Genomic DNA, 22,153 nt, shown 5'->3' on the forward strand with positions numbered 1-22,153 from the left:
AACTATTTGGCCAACCACTTTCCATAGGCATCGATGTCAATCATGGGCACCGTGCCGCTGAATTGGAGCTGCGCTATGAGCTTGAATAGGAACGCCGTCGCTGGCTTATTTTCACTTTCAAAATTAAAAGTATTGCCGCCGACATCGTAGAAAAAATGACCATGGGAAGCCACGCAACCGAGGTCTAGTCTTCCTTCAGCCGTATCCACTTTGAGAGCTTTATCGAACGACGGCCCCAATGCCGGGCTCCAATCACTCTCGAAGGTCAACAGACCGCCCAGGATTGGAATCAATGGTTTAGCTGGGTATACACCACCTGCGTGAGGTATTGGCAGGCTAGTACGGTGAAGCTTGCGAACGCTGGCGACCTTTCGCTGGGCATAGGCGACAAGATCCGCCGAAGCTGTCTGCTTCGCTTCAAAAACAGCATAAACGCTTTCTGCTGGCACGATGATGTGCTCATCAAATTTGAAGATGAATGGGGAATACTGCCGATCAAAGACCACTACGTCGATCTGGTCGCTGAAGTTGCCCAGGCTGTCTACTACAAACGCATTAGCGGCCTGATAACGCTTGGGAAGATATGTATTAAGCATCTCGATCCACACACCCTCGCTCGCGTCACCCTTTGCGCCGGGATGTGCAAACGCTTTGCGCGCTGTTCCTAAACGGAGCTGGATATCGTCATGCAGAGATGCAAGCAATGTAGAAAGTGACCATGTTGACATATAGCCTCCGAAAAAACGGATATGGGTCGAGCATCATGCCTAGCACCTGCTCGACCCAACTGGTTAACGATCCTGGAAAGCGGGTGTAGGTAGCATTGCTTTGGCTGCCAGTAGTGCTGTTCTGGCGTCCACTGCTGAGCGCGGGTAGGCCGAAAGCACAATGGCAGGGATCAGTCGCTGGTTGATGTCGGAGAATGTAAAACCTGGCGCATCAACTGCTCGCGGGCCGGTCAGCTTAACGAGCTCATCAATCGCCTGAACGCCCAACCCGATGCCTTGCAACTTGGTCGTCAGCAGATACCGCCTCTGGGTCTCGTCTGGACGGCCAAATGTCAAAACTTCCGCCGCACGCCGTTGGACTGCAGGGTCGAGAGCTTTTAGACGGTTGGTGCACATCAGCACAGCTGCCGGCAGCTTCTGATTTGCAATACGATCGATGCCGCGAATTAAGGCGTTTACCCCCGCTCGATCCTCATGGTGCATTTGAGCGTTTTCTCGGGATTGAGCCAGGGCGTCAGCTTCGTCAATGAGCAGCAGCACCGCACCCCGAGCCTTACCACTGCGATTCTTGAGCTTTTCAGCAGCCTCGATTGTGTAGTCGAAGGCAGCCGAAACCAGTTGAGTCATTTCGCCCACTCGCCCCTGACCCCGGGTCGCGAGACTCAATGGATAGAGTGTGATATCAATGCCTTCTTGCCGAGCGACAGCGTCCCCGATCGTCTCCGCCAATTCAGTCTTCCCAGATCCGACATCCCCAGCCAGTACAGCAAGAGGTGGTCGGCGCATTACGGTATCGACTGCAGCCCGAGCTTGCGGGTGATACTTCTCCGCCCACTCCTGCAAGCCAAAAGGGTTGACCAGCAAGCCCAATACCTTGGCGAGCCGATCCTTCTGATCATCAAGACCCACAAGCCGCGCCAGACGCTCCTGTGGTTCAAAGTCAGGGAAAGACACACGCCGCTCAAACAGTTCGTCCAGAGACGGTTTCACGTTCATCAGTAGCTCCTTACGCTTGCGCGATTGAGGGCGCGACCGCCCGCTGAGTAGGTTTTGTCGTTGTCGAGATAACCACTGATGCCGGGTTCCGATGCGCTGCCGCGCGCAAATGGCAAGTCTTTCAGGGCGCTCTCCGTATCTGCAGACGAAGCGTTATGGTATTTCGAGCTGTAAGTCAGGTAGCTATAGAAAGACGCGCCGGAAACGTCCCGCCCCTGCCGAACACGCCCTGGGTCATCATCAGAGCCCGATCCAATCAGGTCGCCCGCGGTGTATCTCAACGTCGGTTCGATCCAATCGTCGCCACGTTTAAAGCCGTACGTAACCTCACCTAGATACCCTGCCTTGAGCAGCACAATCAGCTCCGCCTCGTATTGCTCGATCGAGACATCGCTGGGTTTGCCATAGAAGCGCTGCATACGGCGCAAATCCGTTGCAACCTTGGCTGCCATGTGGCGGGCATGGGTGACGGTAAAAGTCTGCGACTCAGCAACCGTAAAACTGTAGGAAGACATAGTGTGATCACCCCTGAAAAGAAGAGCCAAAGACCTTCTGCCAATAGCCCACCGTCAGCTGTTTAGTCGGCGCGTAGAATGCGGCGTCGATAGCGTCACCTGCGTCCATTGCCGCGTCGATGATCGCGTCGACATTGCGCTGGTTGTACAAACGGGCCACGTTGTTATCGGAGTTAACCGGGTCGATGATCTGAACCAGATCAGTCAAAGGGCCCACCTTGGAGGCAGAGTAGTTATCCTCAAAGACGATTCGCTCGCGGAGCTCGCTGGTGACCAGATAGGTAAAGAACGCCTGCAAGGCTTCAGGGTAATTGGAGAAATTCACGCCGTTGTCGCTCAGCTTGGCAAGGATCAACTCGATCATGAAGGATTTGAACCTGAAGTCCTGACGCTCCTGCTTCATCAGGCGTGCCCAGTATTTGGCGAGTCGAACAACCTGAGCGAAATGCGTCGGGGACGCGCGTTTTCTCGATTTCGCGAACTCAAGGTGCAACGGAATACTGGTTTCCAGGAAAGACCCATCCTCCTGACTAACCAAGTTACCCCGCCACTGCGGTAGGCCGGAGTACAAGACCGGTACGAGATCGACATCCAGGCCAGACCCTTTGAAAGACACGGTTACCGAGTACGTCTGAGGCTGGACTTGATCCGCGCTGAAATTCGGGAACGCCTTACGCAGTCGTTCCGCCAGGTAATCCAGAAGAGCGCGGGTGTCGCGTGGTGCATCTGAGCCACTGATGTAAACCGCAACGTCAATATCATTCAGCGAACGCAGAGCCGTACCCTTGGCCAAGCTGCCCGATACCATCATGCGCTTGAGCGAAAAATCAGGATGGTCCGACAGATAGCCCTCCAGCTTGTCCTGCAGGCGTCCTGCCTGTTCCCGGTACTCCTTCGCCTTTTCTTTGGGCAGGTTCACCCGCTCTTCCGCAAATCGGGCTATATCCTTGTGATCAACGTGCTCTTTCGACATCTCATCCCCCCTTGGAGATCTGTAGGTACTAAGGCCGGGCGAGGAGCTCAGAAGGCATGTCGTCTAGCCAAACAAAAAGTTCGGAGTAGCGAACTTTGTGACAAACTGCCCCCGCTTAGCGTCTTTGTCAAACGATTTGTTCGGAATCGTGGTACATTTTTCACCACTACTGGAGGAGATAGGACATGGCTACCCATCTCGGCGAGAAGCTCCGCGACCTGCGCAAGCAGCGCGGATTGACCTTGGAAAAGCTCGCGGACATGGCGGGGTTGAGCAAGAGCTACCTATGGGAGCTTGAAAATCGGGAATCTCAACGCCCTTCTGCTGAAAAGCTCACCGCGTTGGCAGATGTTTTGGGAGTAGGAACTGCTTACTTTTTCGAGGATGATCTGAGGGAGCCTGAAGAGAAACATCTCGACGAGGCTTTCTTTCGTGGATACAAGAATCTTGAACCAGATGCCAAGGCGCAGCTGAGAAAGATTCTGGATACATTCAAAAAGGATTTTTGAAAATGCCTGAGCCTGAGGTGTGGACACCGCAGAAAGCTGCAATTCGACTGACCAAGATTTGTGATTTTTTCAGTCAGGTTCATGGGGTTCCGCGCTTTCCCGTAGATGTACCAAAACTGGCTCTGGATACAGCGGAGGTCTTTAACTGGCCTGATCCCATTGCCAAGGTGGATGCGGTCGATATCAAGGGATTTGATGGGGCGCTATTTGCCAACGAAGCAAGAAGCCGCTGGATGCTGCTTTACAACAGTGGGTTGGAGTCACCCGGTCGAATCCGCTTTACCCAGGCCCATGAGCTTGGTCATTACATTCTGCACCGCCTCAAGCGCGACGAGTTCAAATGCAGCAGTGATGACATGCTGTCATGGGAGGACAAGAATATTGAAGCCGAAGCTGATCTATTCGCTTCTTTCCTGCTGATGCCGCTTAATGACTTCCGTAACCAGCTCACCACGAGCGTCGACTTCGAGGTGCTGCGTCACTGTGCGATGCGCTATGGCGTTTCACTGACGGCTGCAGCATTGAAATGGATTCAGTGCACCGAAGAGAGCGCAATACTCATCCTTTCTTGCGATGGATTCATGAAGTGGGCATTCCCCAGTGCTACTGCACGCAAGAACGGGGCCTTTTTTCGGACACGCCAAGGAGCTGTGGAAATTCCTGCAGGTTCACTGGCCGCGTCCCCTAACGTTGCGCAGGAGCGCCAAGGAATTGAGCTTCCAGCATCGCTATGGTTTCCACACGCTGATCGAAGCGCCAGCGTGCGCGAGATGAAGATCCAGTCCGAAAAATACGAATATACGATGACTCTGCTGTGCCTGCCGCGTAATGCGTCCGTATGGCCGCCCTTTGCTCAAAGCGACAATGAAAATGGCCGTTGGCGCCGTGATTGATAGGCACGGCATGACAAGCATGAGTGGCATATGAACGCGAATATCCATCGGTTAGTAGTATGAGGTGACGCTCCGGTACGCCACCAAAAATATCTTGCCAACCAGCAGTCCATGAACCGCTTTTACGAGCTCGTTGATGTGCAGGCAAGTTTGGCGATGGTGTGCGGAGCTTCAAGGGCCTGCTCAGCACTGCCGGCGCCTCGGCCTGAATCGCCGTGTAAAGGCCATAGCCATGAGGCTCGACTGCAGCATCTAGAAGAATACATCTCGCCATCTGCCTTTGTAGACATGATGCTGGGCTTGGTTCATCCGGTGCTCCTCAGTAGCGAGCGCCTCAACGAGCACTATTCCCACCATGGGGCAGGCACCGCTTTCGTACTGGAGACGCGGAGGAACTCTTCCTCGTGACGGCCCAACACGTGCTTAATGCCCAAGGCGCAACCCATGACGAGTTGCAGATTCTGCTTCGCCGCGCTCCTATTTCCATCTTGTTCGACCTCTGCGCAGTCTTCTGGGATGAATTCAATCCCGATCCCGATCCCGACTCTGACCTGGTCATTGTTCGAATCGTAAAGTCTCAGCAGGCAGGGCTATTCGCAGCAGGTCTTGCAAGCCTGGATGCAGCCCTCCATGTCGAAATCGAAAAGTTTGGAGCCGTCGATTGCTTCTACGTCTTCGGTTTTCCCGACGAAGGCCGAGAATACGACTACGAAAAAAAGGAATTGGCAGCAGAGATGGACTGTTTCAGAGGGCACCTTACCGAGCCGAAGGTTGAGGGCCTTTCAACTATTCAAATCGAGGGCGATCGCCCGGATGACCTACGTGGCATGAGTGGTTCAGTAGTCATCGCCGATCTCGATGAAGTGTGGAAATTCACGGGTATGGTGACGCTTGCAAGCGAGAAGCGCGGGCTTTTGCACTTCATTCCGACAGAGAAGATTGCTTACTACTTGAATAGTATTGTGCTGATGAAAAAAATGGGACTAATGATACCTAAGGACACGGACATCCCCCATTTGAGCGGATGGAACAAGCCACCTCTGACCTGATTGCGTTCTGGCAATTGGTGCTCTCTGGTATACATCGCGGCCAGCCACGCTCCGAGAGCACCTGGGACATAATCTCATCAAGATACTCATCCCTAGGAAGGGCCTAAAACATGAACTCCCCGCTTTGGATAGCCCCCCGCAATGGCCAGGATTGGATCGATCAACCGTGCCTCGATGCCATTGCGTGGTTTCGCTCGGTCATTGAGCATCGAGACTGGGAAACTCGCATGGACAATGTGCAAGCCAATTACGAAAGCGCCCTAACGAAATGGGCACAGGGTGAGCAAGTCCCGCTTTACGATCCGAACGATGCCATTTTCTGGTACATCCATCAGGCCAATGCTTTCGCTCAGGATAGGCGGAATTTCTTTGTGCCCGAGGGGTTTCGAATCGCCCCAGTCATGCATCGTATCGGCCACCTCCTGGCCCACCTCATGCAGATCGAGGGTGTGAACGACAGAGTCGAAACCCTACTCAAGAAAGGACGAAAGACGCCTGACGCGGGACTGTATGAAATATTGGTAGCAGGCGCATACAAGAGCCGAAGCTGGGCAAACGTTCAGTTCGTACCCGAGCAGTTAGGTAGTTCCAAGACGCCAGATTTAGTGGTCAGTAGTAACCGCCGACGTTGGGCAGTGGAATGCAAACGCATTAACCGCTCCGGCTATGAGCTGGAAGAACACGCATGTGCGGAGGCCTTGGCCAAGCCCGTTCACGAATTAGCTCGGCGTTTACGCCGTCGGTTACTGGTGGATGTGCGATACCTTCGGGAACTCAAAGAGTACCCTGCCGATACCTTGATCAAACACGTGGAGAGCTACATTGCGAACCCGCAAGCGCGGCTAGTTTTGGAGAAAGACAACCTGATCATGCATATCCGGGACGCAGACTGGACGATGCTGGAGACCGTCATGGCGCATGACGATGTCTACTACGGCTCAAGCCGTATGGTCGAGCTTATCAAAGGTTCTTACGACCTATCGTATGATCACAGTTTCAGCGCCGAGTGGACGCCCTCCACGCGGATGCCTTTGCATGCCGATCGGGTTTATCAAGCAAGCATCGTGAGCTGGCGAAGCGAGTCATTCCAGGCTGCAAAAGCCAAGGCAAAGCATTTCCGAAGCACTGTAGGGCGGGCCTCACAGCAGCTTACTCTGGAGATACCTAGTGCGGTGCATGTGGGCTACGAAGCATTGGGCGGGTCGTCTGCAGATGATATGCGCCACATACTCAATGCGATGGAAATGAGTAGGTTCGACGCCGAAGGCACCAGGCTCCGCTACGTCTACGCCAACTACTGGCGACCAGAGAATTCCACAGCTCGCATGGAGTCTTGGGCTGTAAGTGAAACTACTGCGTTTTACAGGGTAGGCAAACATAAGACGCCCGAGCCATTGCCCCATCACCTGTTATTTGCTGACGGTGATGGAGCACCTGGGAATCACTGGTAGCCTCGGCTTCGGAAAAATCGCTCCAGGCGATTGCAGATGACCTCAAAATACCTGGCTAAAGGATCTAAAGGGGTGGCAATTCATATGGTCTGAATGACTGTCAATCAGGTCGGGCTAAATGGGTGTCCGGTTTCATTAGACCACTACAAGTCCAAGCCTGTGCAAAAATACCGGACACCTCAGGAATTGCTCCGCGTTGCAGCGTAAAGCCTGATGAGGCTGGATCGAGCGGCAGTCTGGTTTGATCTGCCCCCCATGCTACAGCTGTTTTTTTTGGGGGGGGGGATTTGAATCGGGAGTCGGCGCCAGTACTCACCAGGTGAGTGAAGACCGATGGGGATGCACCATGCCGTAAACGGTTGCCGGGCAATTCGTGGGGGCCTCACATATTTACACACTTACACACTTCACCCGCCCTTTCGTCCAATAAAGGTTCGATTCCCTTCACCCGCTCCACTCAGATTTCAGTCTTACGTTGTTTTTTGACGGGAGATGCAGGAACAGAAAAAACCGGTCTTGATGGCCGGTTTTTTTATGTCTGGGATTTGGTGGAATCGGGCTGGGTGCGCCAGGCCCTAATGCTGCTTTCCAGTCCTTGTCGCTTCCCGCCCCGCATGCTAGCGAATGCTATACTTCTTTCGAATTGCATGAAGCATGTAACGTTCCCCATGGACACAGATACCGACTGCAAATCTCAGTTAAAGGCTGCAGGACAGAGGAGGTCTACAGCCAACACGAGATGGGAGGTGTGGCATGAATCGGCACTATTACATCAGTGACAATCTCGACGAACTCGAAGCCGTTGAAAATGAACTGGAAGCAAACGGCATCAATACCGAACAAATTCATGTGCTCAGTGAACAAGTGGCTGATGTGGAAGAACATCACCTCCACGAGGTTAACTCGTTAATGAAACAGGATGTTGTTCACTCTGGCGAGATTGGTGCTGTGGTCGGTGTGCCACTCGCGGCGCTGATCCTTGCCGGCGCCTATTGGATGGGCTGGACTGAATCCGCCGCAGGCTGGGTGCCTTTTATCTTCCTGGCCATTGTTATATTTGGCTTCTGCATCTGGGAAGGCGGTTTTTTTGGTATTCAGGTGCCGAACGCTCACTTCCGCAATTTTAAACAGATGGTAGAAGATGGAAAACATATCTTCTTCGTGGATGTTGAACCGGATCAGGAACCGGTATTGGACCGGGTAATCGAACATCATCCAGCGCTGACGATCGCCGGCACGGGAACGGCAGCCCCCCACTGGACAGTGGCCTGGCAGCACAAATGGCATCAGTTCAAGCGAGTGATTTCGGGTTAGCCCCTGTCGACTCAAGGCCACCGGAAGCTATTTATTGGCCGAAGGAAATGACCCGGCTGAGGAAAACATAGTCTGCCTCGGTGGCCATCAGCCCGACGAGCACCAGTAAACATAACGGTGGCAACAATATGGCGTAGACCATGGCCAACCGTTCCCAGGCCATGTGCATGAAGATGGAGACAATCAAACCTGCCTTCAACAACATGAAAGTGATAATCAGGGACCACCGAAGGTAGCCATGGAAGTGGAAATAGTCGACAAGGTACGACAGCGTGCTGAGGACGAATAACAGCCCCCAAATTTTAAGGTACAAACTGATTGGATGTTGCTGACCCTGAACATGTGCCATCACCCGTGCTCCTCTACCATAAATAGAAGAAAGCAAAAATAAACACCCACACCAAGTCCACGAAGTGCCAGTAGAGCCCGGCTATCTCGACATTCTGATAGTTTCCGGAGCGCTCATAATCTCCCCGCATTACTTTCAGCGCCACAATGCCGAGGTAGAGGGCGCCGATTGACACATGCAGTCCGTGGAAACCGGTAATCATGAAAAAGCTGGCACCAAACTGCGCCGCCCCCATGGGGTTCCCCCAAGGACGCACCCCTTCCGCGATGAGCTTGCTCCATTCAAATGCCTGCATGCCGACGAAGGTCACGCCCAAGGCCGCGGTCGCCAGCATCAGGGCAGCGGTTTTCGCGCGATCACGGCGATAGGCGAAGTTAACGGCCATGGCCATGGTCCCGCTGCTGCTGATCAGCACAAAGGTCATGATGGCGATCAGAATAAGCGGGATTTCTTGACCGGCAATCGTCAATGCGAACACTTCACTGGGGTTCGGCCAGGCGGTGGTGATGGTCATGCGTACCGACATGTAGCCGGTTAAAAAACAGGTGAATATAAAAGTATCGCTGAGCAGGAATATCCACATCATCGCCTTGCCCCAAGGGACCTGCTTGAAGACCTCTCTATCCGAGGCCCAGTCGCTGGCGATGCCCTGCCATCCCGGTGCAGGCGGTGAGTCTGGTGGATTGGATGAACTGGATTCGCCTGGGGCGAGTGGGTGCGATGCCATGGCTTTTCACCTCAGGCCGCAGAATCTGGCGATGGCTTCATAGGTTTGCGGCGTGCTGGCCAGCAAGGCGAATAGCACGAACCAAAGACCCAGTAAGTAATGCCAATAGGTGGTACAGAGCTCTATGCGGACGCTGAATTGCGCCAACGGCACGCGACGCAGGAATTTAGCGGCGATGATGCTCCAGGCTATCAGCCCGCCCAGCAGGTGTAGCCCATGCAGACCGGTCAACAGGTAGAAGAAACTGTTGGCCGGATTGCTGGCGACAAAGTAGCCCCAGGCGACAAACTGCTGCCAGAGCCAGAGTTGCCCCACCAGAAAGGCAATGGCAAATACGCCCCCCAATGCAAAACCCATGACCGTTGCGCCCAGTCGAGCCTGCCGGGCGGCCATACGAGACCACTGCAGTGCGATGCAACTCAATACCAGAAAAGCCGAATTCAGCCATAGCTGCCAGAGATTGGCTAACGGCGCCAAGGGGTCTGTCAGGGGGAGCCAGTCGGCCATTTGTGAACGGGCAATAAAGGCGAACAGGAAGAGAAAGAATAACGAACTCACCACAACCAGAAACAAGCGCAGGCCCACTCTTGCGATTTGGCTTCTATCGGCACCCTCGGTGCCCTGAATACCCCCAGGGTCGCGACTCCAACTGCCGCCGGGGTCAGCATCGTCGGCGTTTCTCAATAGCAGCCTTTTCATGTTTTAACGTCCGCTATCTTGGTTCCGGCACTCAGTTGCCGCATCTGCTCCAGCTCCTCGGCGGAGACCGTTTGCGCAACGAAATCCTGCTCTATCCCCGGCACACTGTAGTCATAGGCCCAGCGGTGCACGACCGGCAACTTCGCTCCCCAGTTACCGTGTATCGGCGGGGTGTTCGGCGTTTGCCATTCCAGACTGGCCGCGCCCCACGGATTACTGCCTGCGGGCTTGCCCTTGAATGCACTCCAGGCCAGGTTGAACAGGAACAGCAGCTGGGAAACGCCGACGATCAATGCGATCACCGTAATGAAGGCATTCAACTCTTGCGCCGATTGAGGAATGAACGCGTAGTTTTCATAGGCGTAGTAACGGCGTGGCATGCCCTGGAAACCCAGGTAGTGCATGGGGAAGAAGATGGCGTAGGTACCCAGAAAGGTAATCCAGAAATGCAGCTTGCCCAGGGTGTCGTTCAACATGCGCCCGGTTACTTTCGGGAACCAATGATAAATGCCGCCGAACACCACCAGTACCGGTGCGACCCCCATGACCATATGAAAATGGGCAACGACGAAATAGGTGTCCGAGAGCGGAATATCCACGATCACATTGCCGAGAAACAATCCGGTCAAACCGCCGACCAGGAAGGTGACGATAAAGGCCAGGGCAAACAGCATCGGCACGGTCAGATGGATGTCGCCGCGCCACAGGGTCAGCACCCAGTTGTAGACCTTCAGTGCGGTCGGCACCGCGATGATCAAGGTGGTGACGGCGAAGAAAAAGCCAAAGTACGGGTTCATTCCGCTGACATACATATGGTGCGCCCAGACCACAAAGCTGAGTACGCCAATCGCAATAATGGCCCACACCATCATTCGGTAGCCGAAGATATTTTTACGCGCATGCGTGCTGATCAAGTCGGAGACCAGACCAAACGCAGGCAGAGCCACGATGTAGACCTCCGGGTGGCCGAAGAACCAGAACAGGTGCTGGAACAAGATCGGGCTGCCACCCTGGTGCTCGAGCTGCTGCCCAAGCGAAACCATCGCCGGCATAAAGAAGCTGGTGCCCAACAGCTTGTCGAACAGCATCATGACCGCACTGACGAACAACGCCGGGAAAGCCAGCAAGGCCATAATCGAGGCCATGAAGATGCCCCATACGGAGAGCGGCATGCGAAACAATGTCATGCCGTGCGTGCGCGCCTGCAACACCGTGGTGACGTAGTTCAACCCGCCCATGGTGGCTGCAACAATAAAAATCGCCAGTGAGACGAGCATCAGGACGATGCCCCACTCCACCCCCGGTGTTCCCTGAGAAATGGACTGTGGCGGATAGAGCGTCCAGCCCGAACCGGTGGGGCCGCCAGGGGCAAAGAAACTGGAGAGCAGCACCACTACCGCTAGCAGGTAGAACCAGTAACTCAGCATGTTGACATAGGGGAAGACCATGTCGCGGGCGCCCACCATCAGCGGGATCAGATAGTTGCCGAAGCCACCCAGAAACAAGGCCGTCAGCAAGTAAATGACCATGATCATGCCGTGCATGGTCATCGCCTGATAGTAAGCACTGGCGTCCATGAACTCCAAAGTGCCGGGGAAGCCTAGCTGTATGCGCATCAAGCCGGACAACACCACGGCGATAACGCCCACGAATATAGCCGTCAAGGAGTATTGAATGGCTATGACCTTGTGGTCCTGACTCCAGATATATTTGGTCAGGAAGCTTTTAGGTTCGTGTAGTGCTTCTGTTTCGGCTTGCTCCGCATAGGCCATCACGTCATCCTCCTGTTCGAAGTTTCGGTGCATTCCTGGCTGCTTTATGGCTACTTCCCTGGCTCCGCCTTGCTCGCATCAGCGTCGGCATTCGCTTTGGATTTGATAAAAGCGATCAGTGCGTTCAACTCCTGATCACTCGGGGTAAAGGCCGGCATGACGGCTGCATAGCCTTTGACGATTTTGGTGCCTGGATTAAGAATCGAATCCTTTAAATAACCCTCATCGACCTTGATACTCGTACCGTCGGCAAGGGTTACGGTCTCGCCATAGAGGCCCTGCCAGCTGGGGCCGACACCCTTACTGCCATCGACACTGTGGCAGGCCAGACAGCCGAGCGACTCGGCCAGTCGCTGCCCCTGCGTCGCCAGATCGTCACCTCTGTCCAACTTTTCGCTGGCAGAAGGTTCTTGCGGCGCGGCACCCAGTGATTTGATCAGGGCGACGACAGCACCCAGCTCATCTTCAGTGAGAGTATAGGCCACCATGACTGGCGGGTAGCCCTGTACCAGTCGGGCCTTCGGATCGAGGATCGACTCTTTCAGGTAGGCCTCATCGACCAGCACACTGGTGCCATCGGCAAGCTGTTCAGTGCGGCCGTACAGCCCCATCCATCCCGGGCCGAGACGGGTACTGCCATCCTGGCTATGGCAGGCACCGCAGCCGTATTGTTCGACCAACTGGCGACCTTTTTCCAGCACGCTGTCCTGACTGGGTTTGGCAGCTGTCGTTAATGTTTGCGCAAAAGTCGGTTGGCTGTTCAGCCATTGATCGAAGGCGCCCTGCTCTTCCACGATCATCTGGCCGCGCATGTTGTAATGACCTAAACCACAATATTCAGCGCAAAGGATTTCATATTTCCCGGTTTTAGTCGGCGTAAACCAAAAGTACGACACCATCCCCGGCACCATGTCCATCTTGCTGCGAATTTGCGGGATATAGAAATTGTGCAGTACATCTTTAGAGCGCAGTAAAACTTTCACTGGCTGATCGAGCGGAAGGCGAACCTCATTGCTTTTTATAAGCACATCGTCCTGCCCAACAGGATCCTTGGGATCAAGGCCGAGGGGATTGGTGAAATCAACAAACTTAATATCCGATTTACCCAACTTCCCGTCCTGGCCGGGAAAGCGAAAGGCCCACTGCCACTGCTGGGCGACCACTTCAAGTTCATAAGCATTTTTCGGCACCTGGATGAAATCACTGTAAACCACCAGACCTGGCGCCAACATCGCGGCAATACCTACCGAGGTCACGATAATCAACCATGTTTCCAGTTTTTTATTTTCTGGCTGATAGTGCGCTCTGGCACCCTCCTTGTGACGATAACGCATCACGGCGACCGCCATAAATACCGTGATGGCGATGAAAAATATTCCGCTAATGATCAGGGTGATGAACAGGGTGGTGTCTATTGATCCCCAGTTGGAAGCTGCCGGTGTCGCATGCCAAGGCGCTAGTATATGGAACAACACTGATGCAATAACGATTAGTATCAAGATAATTGCTATTGCCATTTTCTATTCATCCTATTCCTGTTGTTCACTGGTTATGCAACAGCATCGCCACTGACGTCCAAGCAGGGCAGACAAGTACCATCCATTCCGACGGTAAAGTCAGCACAAAGTATAGTGCAGGGACGGAACAAGCGCTTTTTCTGCTGGCCAGATATTCCAATTCGAACATTAAGTTAATCGTTTAAAACTATTCGCTACATATAACTATGGATATCAGCATTACGTCTCGGGACTAATGGGCGTAGCGAATTGATGCGGGTTAGCGAGGCCGGGTTGCCAGCTATACTCACCCCTGATGACGGGATAGCAGAACTGGCCAGAAGCGGATGGCTTGAGAAGAGACAAGAGCTACAGAGTCCAGCAGTCCACGACGGAGGTTTCGTCATGAGTAACCTGACGATCGAAGGCTGGTGCAAACCCAGCGGCGCCCAAAAATCCACCCCGGTGGGTGAGATCAGCTTTGATGTCGATGGCCCCCTCCATCTGCGTCTGGAGCAAGCTGAAGAACGCCTGCAGAAAACCCATGAGCCTGAAGCCATGGTTGATGTCGACATGAACTCAATGGATTTGATCTTGCCAGAGGGATACGGCCCCTTGTCCGACTGCCAAATGCGCGTCTACTTGCAGCACGGGCGCGGTCAATTCCATTTGGTCGGGCATCGAGCGAGCGATGGAAGCCTGGTCTATACCAACGCGGTGTTGATTGATCAGCTGATTTAGAAGCTAAAGCGTGATTCTCGGGGAACACAAGCCGGCCCGAAGTGGCCGGTTTTTTTATACTTGAAATTTGATTTCTCTCTCTCCAGCGCCTCGGCAAAACCCTGCAATACAGAAAGCCGGCCTTCCCCAGCCATCGCCAAATGCCCTCCTAGACTCATTTCATGCTGCTGACACATCGATGCTCAGGATGCATTGGTGGTTATAGTGTTGATTAGTGAATCTCAGTAGGTATAGTAACCACAAGCACACCACAGGGAGGTGATGTGAATAGCCGTTTTTTGATAAGCCAAATCGTTGCAGACGGCTGGTATCTGGTACGGATCAAGGGCAGCCATCACCATTTCAAGCATCCGACCAAGCCGGGACTGGTAACGGTTCCTCATCCGAAAAAGGATCTGCTCAAAAAAACGGCCATCAGTATTTTGCAACAGGCGCTGCTCTGACGAGCCGATGGACAGCGCCTTCGGAGGATGACGAACATGCTTTACCCGATTGCGATTTCCTTGGGCGATGATGAACACGCCTGGGGTGTAGAAGTACCGGATATTCCGGGTTGTTTCTCCGCTGGGGAAGATCTGGATGACGCCATGGCCATGGCGCGCGAAGCCATCGAAGGTCATTTCGAGATATTGGCCGAAGACGGATCACCGATTCCGCCCGCCAACAAAGTGACCCTGCATGCGGCCAATCCGCAGTACGCAGGGTGTACGTGGGCCGTGGTGGACATCGATGTCACCAAATATCTGGGCAAGGCCCAGAAACTCAACATCACCCTACCCGGTTACTTGCTCAACCGCATCGACGAATACGTACTGCATCATCCGGAAGAGAAAAGTCGCTCCGGGTTTCTGGCCTCGGCGGCGCTCAAGGTTTTGCAGCAGGGCTGATGGTTCGACGGAGGGCAACCCAAGGGACAAACGACCAGGCGCGTCCCTTTACAGGTCAGCGCGTCGCTACCATGAACAACCGCGGAAACGGCAATAGTACCGAACCATCGCTCAGTGCCGGATAGGCCTGCTCGATCGCCGCCTGATACTCCTTGAGATACTGAACCCGCTCCGCTTCATTCAGCGGCTCAAGAAAAGGCCGTAAACCGCTGCCCTTGAACCACTCGACCACGCCCGATGCGCCGTCCGCGAGCGGATGATAGTAAGTGGTGCGCCATACATCGACGCGGGTGCAGTGGGCACGCAGCATCGAGTAATAACCGCCCGCATCCTCCATTTCCGTTCGCAGGCCAGCGACCCTTGCCAGTTTGTCAGCCCAAGGGCCGTTCGCTGCGACCTCGCGCATCAACCTGTGCGACGGTTCGTTGAGGTTGTCGGGCATCTGAATCGCCAAGCTACCGCCGGGTGCAAGCCTGGTGACCAATGACGGCAGCAACCGGGCGTGATCGGGCAACCACTGCAATACCGCGTTGGCGAAAATCACGTCGAACGGGCCGGTCTCGTTCCAGTTATCAAGGTCAGCGGTGTCGAATTGCACTTGAGGCAAGCGCTGGCGGGCGGCCTCGATCATATCGGGCGAACTGTCCAACCCACGCACCGCGGCATTGGAAAAGCGCTGCACCAGCAACTCGGTGGAATTACCGGGGCCGCAACCAACGTCGATGGCCGATTGGACATCCACTGCGGGAATGGCGGCCAGCAAGTCACGCGCCGGGCGCGTGCGCTCATCTTCAAACGCTACGTATTGTTTGGCGGACCAACTCATATCGTTCTCCTGTCGGTGCAGGTTGCAGCCAGAGGCATCTATAGTCCTACTCGCGGCCTGTTGGAAGGAACCCAACCCGTCATTTCAAGGCAAGGAGCAAGGCCAGCTCGTCCCCCGTGATCGAGTGGGTTCCGCAGTAGTGTGTTTGCAACGGCCGCAAGGCAAACCAGCGTTGTCGTACCTGGTAGGTAGCCAGGTAATCACTATGTTCAAAGGAGCTTTACTATGTCTAGAGTCACGGATGTACTTGTTTCGATCCGCGGCAGGACCGTCAGCCTGCTGGCCGAACACAGCGTGGTATTTCACAACATTTCGGTGGGCGATACCGGGATCCTTTCGCCGCCCAAACTGGTCGTCCACAGCGAGCAGCAGTCCCCGCGCCCGCCCCAACCCGGTAGCCACAAGGCCGATGATCATTATTGGGAGTGCTCGCAACTGACCCCAGGCGTGGCGGCCTGCGAATTGAGCTTCATGCTGATCAACCAGCGTTGTGAAGTGTTGGGGTATTTCAGCAGGGAGACTGAAGTGACGCTGTCGGCATGAACAGATAGGTAGACAACCAATACCAGTTCAGGCGAGGAACCTGTGGGAGCGGGCTTGCTCGCGAATGCGGTGTGTCAGGCGATATCAATATTGACTATGCCGCCGTCTTCGCAAGCAAGTCGGATCGCCGCTATTTACTATCCGCCCCCTTCTCCTGCATCTGCACCGAAGACTTGGTGCCATCCGTATTGTCTTTGGTCTCGTTATCCGAGTTATCGAAGCAGCCCTGCAACGCAAGCAGGCAGCAACAAAGGTAAAACGTGCGGGCGAGGTTCATGCTGTTCTCCAGTTTCAGGGGGTTGAAGTAGTGACCCATGTCGGTGGAAATGGTTGCGACTTTCTCGGCCCCGAGCGATGAACTCTGACAGAGGGTTCAGCGCAGCGGTTTTTCATCCCGCAGGCAATATTCAGCAGAATTTTCGTCATGCCCATGCTGTCTGAAAATCAGGCGCATCCTTATAAGGAACACGGCAATGAAATTCGCGAAAATTGCGCAGAAACTCTCCCTGTGGGCCGGCCAGCCCCGGACATTTCTGGGGGCGATCGTTCTGATTATCCTGTGGGGTTTGAGCGGGCCGATTTTCCATTTCAACGATACCTGGCAGCTGATCATCAACACCTCTACCACCATCATCACCTTCCTGATGGTGTTCCTGATCCAGAACACCCAGAACCGCGACACGGACATTTTGCACTTGAAGATCGATGAGTTATTGCGAGTAACGAAAGAAGCGCAGAACGCGATGCTGGGGCTCGAATCGCTGGATATCAAACAGTTGGAAGCGTTGAGAAAGAAATATCGCCACCTCGGCGAGGGCGAAACGATTTCCCTGGACGGCACTGTCGTCCCGGAAACAAAGAAACAGGATGAATGAATTGGTCCCTGCCCCCGCGGGTGACCGGTGACGTCACCCGCGCCATTGGTGCTAGCGACTGGCTTGCAGGGCCCTGGCCATTTGCAGATGGTTTTGCAGTTTGGGCAGGGTCTCTTGGGCGAACGCTTTGATTTGCGGCACATCCGTGGTCTGCGCTTGTTGTTGAAGCTGCTCGATGGTCTCTTGGGTGGTTTTCACCTGACTGGCGGCGTACGCCTGATCGAAGGACGCGTCGTCCTTCACCTCCGGAATCAGCGTTTTGGCCTTGTCCATCACCTCTTCGCGTGGTGCGACCGGTAAATCGAGTTGCTTGGCAATTTTCGCCAGATGCTGGTTGGCGGTGGTGAGGTCGTTGATCACCACGATGGTGTAATCCTTGACCTCTTTGGACTCGGTTTTCTGGTGCGCCAAGCGACTGGCTTCGATGTCGGCCATGCCTTTGGCCGACGCTTCGTTGATGAATTCGGCAGCCGACTGGGCAAAGGCACTGCTGGCAAACAGACCCAGTAACGTGACAAAACTGACATTGCGTAAACGGGTGGCCATCCGGCTCATGGTCGCGCCCTCCTTCTTTCTTTGAACATTCCAACGGGGGCTTTCGCCCCCGTCTTTAATAAAACCACTTTCACTATTACCGGGATTTCTGACCACCTTTGCGGCCCATGCCGCCTTTCGCGGAGTCTTTATCAACGGTCGTCGTGGTGGTTTTCCCACCTTTGCGACCGGCTTCAGACGCCTTCGTTCGATCGTGGGCACTACCCGGGCTTGGATTTTTTGAAGTAGGCATGGTTCTCATCCTCTTGATGATGATCGCTGCGAGCAGCCGCCCGCATAGAATAAGAATTTGCATCGCCAAAAAGGTTTAGAAAAACTGGCAACGCTGCGACGAACGGTGACGGTTTTTTCAGGCCCCGAGACGCAGGTGCTGCTGGCGCTTGGCGCTGTACATCGCCTCATCGGCATGCCTGAACAATTGATTTTCTTCAGTCCCATGTTCGGGGTAGCGCGCAACGCCAATGCTTGGCTGGATGTTCAGGTTATGCCCGTCCAGGCGCAGGGGCTGAACCAGCACCTGGCGGATTTTTCCCGCCACACGCTCGGCATCCTCCGCGGCCTGGATGCTGTGCAACAACACGACAAATTCATCACCGCCGATGCGCGCCACGGTGTCGGTTTCACGTACGCAGCCCTTGAGCCGATTGGCGACCGCTTGCAGCAGCATGTCGCCAACCGTATGCCCGTGGGTGTCATTGACATGCTTGAAGCGGTCGAGGTCGACGTAGAGCAAAGCCATTTGACCGGAGTCTGTTCGGGCCAGCTCCAGCGACGCTTTGAGGCGTTCGCGCAGCAACTCGCGATTGGGCAACTGAGTCAGTTGATCGTATTGAGCCATGCGCTGGAGCCGGGCATGCAATTGCTTGCGCTCGATAGCGGTCGCGATCTGAGCGCAAACATATTGCAGCAGTTCCTTGTCTTGCTCGGTGTAACGCTCGCCGCCGGGTACGCTTTTAACGATCAGCGCGCCAATGGTGCCGTTCTGCGAACTCAAAGGCACACCCAGCCAGCAAGGCGAATCCCGGCCCGCGACCAGCGATGCAAACCCCGCCGGCGGATCGTCCTGATCCGGGGTCAGCAGAATCGGCAAGCCGCTGCGAATCACTTCACTGCAAAGACGCCCGGTCACAGTTCCGGGCTCCTCGGGTTGGGGTTCACGATCGTCGACGTGATAGGGAAAGTTCAGCTGCGCGCAGTGCTCGTCATACAGCGCCACGGAGAAATTCAACGCCGGGAGCCATTCGCCGATAATCAAATGGATGCGTTTGAACAGCGCCAGCAGATCCTCCGCCGCGTGGGCCGCTTCGGAGATTGCATACAGCGCCGCTTGCCGGGACTCGGCCTGTTTGCGCTCGGTGATGTCGCGCGCGACGGCAATGCGCAACTGATCGACCTGCGACCAACGCGCCGACCAGAGAATATGCACCACCCGCCCGTCCTTGCGCAGGTAACGATTTTCAAAGTTGAGCTTGGGCTCGCCCCCCATGATCTCCCGCGCGGCATCGAGGGTGCGCTGTCGGTCGGCGGGATGCACCAGGTCGATCATCGGCTGGCCGATCAACTCGTCGGGGGTGTAACCGAAAATGCGCTCGCAGGCCGCGCTGACAAATACAAAGCGACCTTGTTTATCCACCGCACAGACGGCGTCCAGCAACAGATCGATGTAGCTCGCCAGTGGTGCGGAATTTCTGGTTTCCATAATGCCGAGAGCGTGTCCGGACAATGCAACATTGAACAACCCTCCCTGACCGGTCATACGCCCGAGCGATGACTGTGCAGCTGACGCTTCCCTGCGATCAGCCTCAAGCCTTGTTCGTCACCAGCCCCGGCAGCGCATGCACCAGGGCGTTGATGGCAAAACCGATGAACATTACGCCGCAAAAACGAGTGATCGCCAGTTCATGACGCTGATACAACGTGCGCACCTGACGCGCACCGACAATGCCTATGAGGATAGCGTAGGCCAAAAGGCCACCTACGAAGCTCAGGATGATCAACCATGGCAGCATCGACCAATGCAGCAGTTCCGCACGGCTGGACAACAGCGCAGTAAAGGTCGCCACCGCCACCGGGTATGCCTTGGGGTTGGTCAAACCGAACATGATGCCGTGCCAGAACGGCTGCCGAGCCGGCCCCTGAGGCGCCTCGGCGCTGCCGCGACGAGCCCGAACCGCACGCAGACCCAGCCAGAACAGGTACAGCCCACTGAATACACCCAGCACATCGAACGCGGTGCTGCCGATTTCCCGCGCACCGACAATCGCGATCAACGCCGTGCTGCACCAGACCACGTCGCCCAGCAAATGCCCGCACAGAAACCCCGCTCCGGCCCGCCGCCCGCGCGCCGCACCGATGCCAAACACCGCCAGCACACCCGGCCCCGGCGTGATGCCGTAAATGAAGCCCGAGGCGAGAATGGCCATTAGCAGCGATGGAGTCATGGGAATTCCTGTTGAAACGCCGGATGAATGGACGCAAGTCTATCTCAGGTCTTCCAGCATCGACCTACTGATCGTCGAAGAACTTCATCCCCGCATACGGCCGTTGCCGACATGCCGCCAGCCGCGACGCCAGATCCCCGACATGCGCCTCAAGCTTGTGCCCGTCCGGGTCGAGAAAATAGAACGACGCGCCTTCGCTGCGGTTGTCCCGCCATTCCCGCACATTGGCGGTTCGCAGGCGTTCGACGAACAACGGGAAATCCGTAGCGCCGATACTGAAGGCGTAATGAGTGTAGTCAGCGGCGGGCGTGGACTCGCGCAGCGGATCGAGGGAAAGGCACAACCACAGCCCGGGTAATGAGAGATAGGCGCCGGTGTCCCAAGTCGCTTCAAGCTGGAGTTGCAGCAGATCGCGATAGAACGCCACGCTGCGGTTCAGGTCGGTGACGGCGAGGGTCAGGTGGTTGAGGCCGGTTAGCATGGGTTTAGTAACCTTGAGGCTGGGTCCGACCGGAGCGTACAGCTTAAACGTGCTTGAGCGTATTGCGGTACTGGCCGGCAGCGCGGTCATGTTGCTGGGTAGCATCGCCGGTACGTCAATAGCGCTGCTGGCCGTGGGCGCGCTACTTTGCGTAGTGTTCGCGCCCGGCCGTCGAACCACTTAGAACGCGCTGCGGAAAATCTCCTCGATCTGCCGCTGATCCGCCTTCCGAGGATTAGTCAGTCCACAGGCGTCTTTCATGGCATTGCTGGCAAGCACCGGGATGTCGTTGAGCCTGGCACCGAGCTCGCGTAAACCGGCGGGAATTTCCACATCCTTGGCCAGGTTGCGAATGGCCGCGATCGCTGCTTGAGCGCCCTCTTCCGGGCTGAACCCGCAAATGTCGGCGCCCATCGCGCGGGCAACATCGGTCAGGCGGTCGGCGCAGACCAGCGCGTTAAAACTTTGCACATGAGGCAGCAACACCGCATTGCATACGCCATGGGGCAAGTCGTAGAACCCGCCCAACTGGTGAGCCATGGCATGGACATAGCCCAAGGACGCATTGTTGAACGCCATACCGGCGAGGAACTGCGCGTAAGCCATGTTTTCCCGCGCGATCATGTCACTGCCGTCCCGCACGGCCAGGCGCAGGTTATTGCTGATCAAGGTGATGGCCTTGAGCGCACAGGCATCGGTAATCGGGTTGGCCGCGGTGGAGACGTAGGCTTCGATGGCATGGGTCAGCGCATCCATGCCAGTGGCGGCAGTCAGGCCCTTGGGCATGGCGACCATCAGCGCCGGATCGTTGACTGACAGTAGCGGCGTGACGTTGCGATCGACGATGGCCATTTTCACGTGACGGGATTCGTCGGTGATGATGCAAAAACGGGTCATCTCACTGGCAGTGCCGGCAGTGGTGTTGATCGCGATCAACGGCAGCTGCGGTTTGGCCGACTGATCGACACCTTCGTAGTCACGAATCGTCCCACCGTTTGTGGCGCACAAGGCGATGCCCTTGGCGCAGTCATGAGGCGAACCGCCGCCCAGAGACACCACGAAATCACAGCGACTTTCCTTGAGCAGGCCCAGGCCAAGTTCGACGTTGGCGATGCTCGGATTCGGCTTCGCGCCGTCGAAGATCACCGAGTCGATGTCCTGGATTGCCAGTTTCTCGGCAATCATCGTCGCCACGCCAGCCTTGGCCAGCCCGGTGTCGGTGACGATCAGTGCCTTGCGAAAACCATACTTGCGAATGGCGTCCATGGCTTCGTCAAGGCAACCAGTGCCCATGATGTTCACAGCGGGGATGAAAAACGTACTGCTCATGCGC

The 22,153-nt window shown here is 55.5% G+C and carries 28 protein-coding genes; 11 read left to right on the forward strand and 17 right to left on the reverse strand.

Annotated elements, in window-relative coordinates; translation table 11 throughout:
• Positions 1 to 2 precede the first annotated feature (2 nt).
• The 4 genes from nucC to MMG91_RS12020 form a co-directional block, all read right to left on the reverse strand.
• Positions 3 to 728 carry a CBASS effector endonuclease NucC gene (gene nucC, locus MMG91_RS12005; protein WP_310659702.1) on the reverse strand — a complete coding sequence of 242 codons (726 nt, stop codon included), beginning with the start codon at positions 726 to 728 and terminating at the stop codon, positions 3 to 5.
• A 63-nt stretch (positions 729 to 791) separates the two neighbouring features.
• Positions 792 to 1,724 carry an AAA family ATPase gene (locus tag MMG91_RS12010; protein ID WP_310659703.1) on the reverse strand — a complete coding sequence of 311 codons (933 nt, stop codon included), beginning with the start codon at positions 1,722 to 1,724 and terminating at the stop codon, positions 792 to 794.
• Positions 1,724 to 2,239 carry a hypothetical protein gene (locus tag MMG91_RS12015; protein WP_310659704.1) on the reverse strand — a complete coding sequence of 172 codons (516 nt, stop codon included), beginning with the start codon at positions 2,237 to 2,239 and terminating at the stop codon, positions 1,724 to 1,726. Before MMG91_RS12015 ends, MMG91_RS12010 begins: the two co-directional genes overlap by 1 nt.
• Before the next feature lie 7 nt (positions 2,240 to 2,246).
• A complete protein-coding gene (locus MMG91_RS12020; protein WP_310659705.1) occupies positions 2,247 to 3,212 on the reverse strand; it encodes a CBASS oligonucleotide cyclase in 966 nt (321 codons plus the stop codon).
• A gap of 185 nt (positions 3,213 to 3,397) precedes the next feature.
• Here MMG91_RS12020 and MMG91_RS12025 point away from each other — a divergent pair, with 185 nt between their 5' ends.
• The 5 genes from MMG91_RS12025 to MMG91_RS12045 all read left to right on the forward strand — a co-directional run bounded on the left by MMG91_RS12025 (position 3,398) and on the right by MMG91_RS12045 (position 8,428).
• Positions 3,398 to 3,721 (forward strand): helix-turn-helix domain-containing protein, encoded by a 324-nt coding sequence (locus MMG91_RS12025; protein WP_099775649.1) that lies wholly within the window; start codon positions 3,398 to 3,400, stop codon positions 3,719 to 3,721.
• A 2-nt stretch (positions 3,722 to 3,723) separates the two neighbouring features.
• Positions 3,724 to 4,614: an ImmA/IrrE family metallo-endopeptidase gene (locus MMG91_RS12030; RefSeq protein WP_310659706.1), complete on the forward strand. Its 891-nt coding sequence runs from the start codon at positions 3,724 to 3,726 to the stop codon at positions 4,612 to 4,614.
• A gap of 404 nt (positions 4,615 to 5,018) precedes the next feature.
• Positions 5,019 to 5,663 (forward strand): hypothetical protein, encoded by a 645-nt coding sequence (locus MMG91_RS12035; protein WP_310659707.1) that lies wholly within the window; start codon positions 5,019 to 5,021, stop codon positions 5,661 to 5,663.
• 110 nt (positions 5,664 to 5,773) lie between these two features.
• Positions 5,774 to 7,114, forward strand: a complete 1,341-nt coding sequence (locus MMG91_RS12040) for a hypothetical protein (RefSeq protein WP_310659708.1) — start codon at positions 5,774 to 5,776, stop codon at positions 7,112 to 7,114.
• Positions 7,115 to 7,867: 753 nt separating this feature from the next.
• Complete coding sequence (locus tag MMG91_RS12045) at positions 7,868 to 8,428, forward strand: magnesium transporter (protein WP_305448537.1); 561 nt, start codon at positions 7,868 to 7,870, stop codon at positions 8,426 to 8,428.
• A 31-nt stretch (positions 8,429 to 8,459) separates the two neighbouring features.
• Here the strand turns inward: MMG91_RS12045 and MMG91_RS12050 are convergent, their stop codons facing one another.
• The 5 genes from MMG91_RS12050 to MMG91_RS12070 are packed head-to-tail and all read right to left on the reverse strand — an operon-like array spanning position 8,460 to position 13,492.
• Positions 8,460 to 8,777 (reverse strand): cytochrome C oxidase subunit IV family protein, encoded by a 318-nt coding sequence (locus MMG91_RS12050; RefSeq protein ID WP_305505027.1) that lies wholly within the window; start codon positions 8,775 to 8,777, stop codon positions 8,460 to 8,462.
• A gap of 13 nt (positions 8,778 to 8,790) precedes the next feature.
• A complete protein-coding gene (locus MMG91_RS12055) occupies positions 8,791 to 9,504 on the reverse strand; it encodes a heme-copper oxidase subunit III family protein (RefSeq protein WP_310659709.1) in 714 nt (237 codons plus the stop codon).
• Between the two features lie 6 nt (positions 9,505 to 9,510).
• A complete protein-coding gene (locus MMG91_RS12060; RefSeq protein ID WP_310659710.1) occupies positions 9,511 to 10,203 on the reverse strand; it encodes a cytochrome c oxidase subunit 3 in 693 nt (230 codons plus the stop codon).
• Entirely contained in the window at positions 10,200 to 11,975 is a 1,776-nt protein-coding gene (ctaD, locus tag MMG91_RS12065; RefSeq protein ID WP_310659780.1) for a cytochrome c oxidase subunit I, read from the reverse strand. The genes MMG91_RS12060 and ctaD overlap by 4 nt, the downstream gene beginning before the upstream one ends.
• A 50-nt stretch (positions 11,976 to 12,025) precedes the next feature.
• On the reverse strand, positions 12,026 to 13,492 hold the full coding sequence (locus MMG91_RS12070; protein WP_310659711.1) for a c-type cytochrome: 1,467 nt from the start codon (positions 13,490 to 13,492) through the stop codon (positions 12,026 to 12,028).
• 384 nt (positions 13,493 to 13,876) lie between these two features.
• Between MMG91_RS12070 and MMG91_RS12075 the strand changes: the two genes are divergently transcribed.
• From MMG91_RS12075 to MMG91_RS12085, 3 genes are all read left to right on the forward strand, one after another.
• Positions 13,877 to 14,212 (forward strand): hypothetical protein, encoded by a 336-nt coding sequence (locus MMG91_RS12075; protein ID WP_310659712.1) that lies wholly within the window; start codon positions 13,877 to 13,879, stop codon positions 14,210 to 14,212.
• A gap of 263 nt (positions 14,213 to 14,475) precedes the next feature.
• Positions 14,476 to 14,655 carry a type II toxin-antitoxin system HicA family toxin gene (locus MMG91_RS12080; protein WP_048394018.1) on the forward strand — a complete coding sequence of 60 codons (180 nt, stop codon included), beginning with the start codon at positions 14,476 to 14,478 and terminating at the stop codon, positions 14,653 to 14,655.
• 36 nt (positions 14,656 to 14,691) lie between these two features.
• Positions 14,692 to 15,099: a type II toxin-antitoxin system HicB family antitoxin gene (locus tag MMG91_RS12085; RefSeq protein ID WP_305448532.1), complete on the forward strand. Its 408-nt coding sequence runs from the start codon at positions 14,692 to 14,694 to the stop codon at positions 15,097 to 15,099.
• A gap of 55 nt (positions 15,100 to 15,154) precedes the next feature.
• On the opposite strand, the gene tam is transcribed toward MMG91_RS12085, so the two are convergent.
• Positions 15,155 to 15,925, reverse strand: a complete 771-nt coding sequence (gene tam / locus MMG91_RS12090) for a trans-aconitate 2-methyltransferase (protein WP_310659713.1) — start codon at positions 15,923 to 15,925, stop codon at positions 15,155 to 15,157.
• 225 nt (positions 15,926 to 16,150) lie between these two features.
• Here tam and MMG91_RS12095 point away from each other — a divergent pair, with 225 nt between their 5' ends.
• Positions 16,151 to 16,468: an AidA/PixA family protein gene (locus tag MMG91_RS12095; RefSeq protein ID WP_405046533.1), complete on the forward strand. Its 318-nt coding sequence runs from the start codon at positions 16,151 to 16,153 to the stop codon at positions 16,466 to 16,468.
• A 130-nt stretch (positions 16,469 to 16,598) separates the two neighbouring features.
• On the opposite strand, the gene MMG91_RS12100 is transcribed toward MMG91_RS12095, so the two are convergent.
• On the reverse strand, positions 16,599 to 16,745 hold the full coding sequence (locus MMG91_RS12100; protein ID WP_008074520.1) for a hypothetical protein: 147 nt from the start codon (positions 16,743 to 16,745) through the stop codon (positions 16,599 to 16,601).
• 196 nt (positions 16,746 to 16,941) lie between these two features.
• Between MMG91_RS12100 and MMG91_RS12105 the strand changes: the two genes are divergently transcribed.
• The gene (locus tag MMG91_RS12105; RefSeq protein ID WP_310659714.1) at positions 16,942 to 17,343 is read left to right on the forward strand and encodes a low affinity iron permease family protein; all 402 of its coding nucleotides are present in this window, start codon (positions 16,942 to 16,944) and stop codon (positions 17,341 to 17,343) included.
• A gap of 51 nt (positions 17,344 to 17,394) precedes the next feature.
• On the opposite strand, the gene MMG91_RS12110 is transcribed toward MMG91_RS12105, so the two are convergent.
• The 5 genes from MMG91_RS12110 to fos all read right to left on the reverse strand — a co-directional run bounded on the left by MMG91_RS12110 (position 17,395) and on the right by fos (position 20,820).
• Positions 17,395 to 17,898, reverse strand: coding sequence for a DUF4142 domain-containing protein (locus tag MMG91_RS12110; RefSeq protein ID WP_310659715.1), 504 nt, complete (start codon positions 17,896 to 17,898; stop codon positions 17,395 to 17,397).
• A 76-nt stretch (positions 17,899 to 17,974) separates the two neighbouring features.
• A complete protein-coding gene (locus tag MMG91_RS12115) occupies positions 17,975 to 18,130 on the reverse strand; it encodes a KGG domain-containing protein (protein WP_008014777.1) in 156 nt (51 codons plus the stop codon).
• 117 nt (positions 18,131 to 18,247) lie between these two features.
• A complete protein-coding gene (locus MMG91_RS12120) occupies positions 18,248 to 19,597 on the reverse strand; it encodes a diguanylate cyclase domain-containing protein (RefSeq protein WP_305505013.1) in 1,350 nt (449 codons plus the stop codon).
• 103 nt (positions 19,598 to 19,700) lie between these two features.
• Positions 19,701 to 20,339 carry a LysE family translocator gene (locus MMG91_RS12125; RefSeq protein ID WP_310659716.1) on the reverse strand — a complete coding sequence of 213 codons (639 nt, stop codon included), beginning with the start codon at positions 20,337 to 20,339 and terminating at the stop codon, positions 19,701 to 19,703.
• A gap of 64 nt (positions 20,340 to 20,403) precedes the next feature.
• Positions 20,404 to 20,820: a fosfomycin resistance glutathione transferase gene (fos, locus tag MMG91_RS12130; protein WP_310659717.1), complete on the reverse strand. Its 417-nt coding sequence runs from the start codon at positions 20,818 to 20,820 to the stop codon at positions 20,404 to 20,406.
• A gap of 49 nt (positions 20,821 to 20,869) precedes the next feature.
• Between fos and MMG91_RS12135 the strand changes: the two genes are divergently transcribed.
• The gene (locus MMG91_RS12135) at positions 20,870 to 21,004 is read left to right on the forward strand and encodes a hypothetical protein (protein WP_305448524.1); all 135 of its coding nucleotides are present in this window, start codon (positions 20,870 to 20,872) and stop codon (positions 21,002 to 21,004) included.
• On the opposite strand, the gene yiaY is transcribed toward MMG91_RS12135, so the two are convergent.
• Positions 21,001 to 22,149, reverse strand: coding sequence for an L-threonine dehydrogenase (gene yiaY / locus MMG91_RS12140; RefSeq protein WP_305505005.1), 1,149 nt, complete (start codon positions 22,147 to 22,149; stop codon positions 21,001 to 21,003). The two genes, MMG91_RS12135 and yiaY, sit on opposite strands and share 4 nt — an antisense overlap.
• Positions 22,150 to 22,153 lie beyond the last annotated feature (4 nt).

It is taken from the genome of Pseudomonas sp. JL3 (genome assembly GCF_031570575.1).
Classification (GTDB): Bacteria; Pseudomonadota; Gammaproteobacteria; order Pseudomonadales; family Pseudomonadaceae; genus Aquipseudomonas; species Aquipseudomonas cucumis.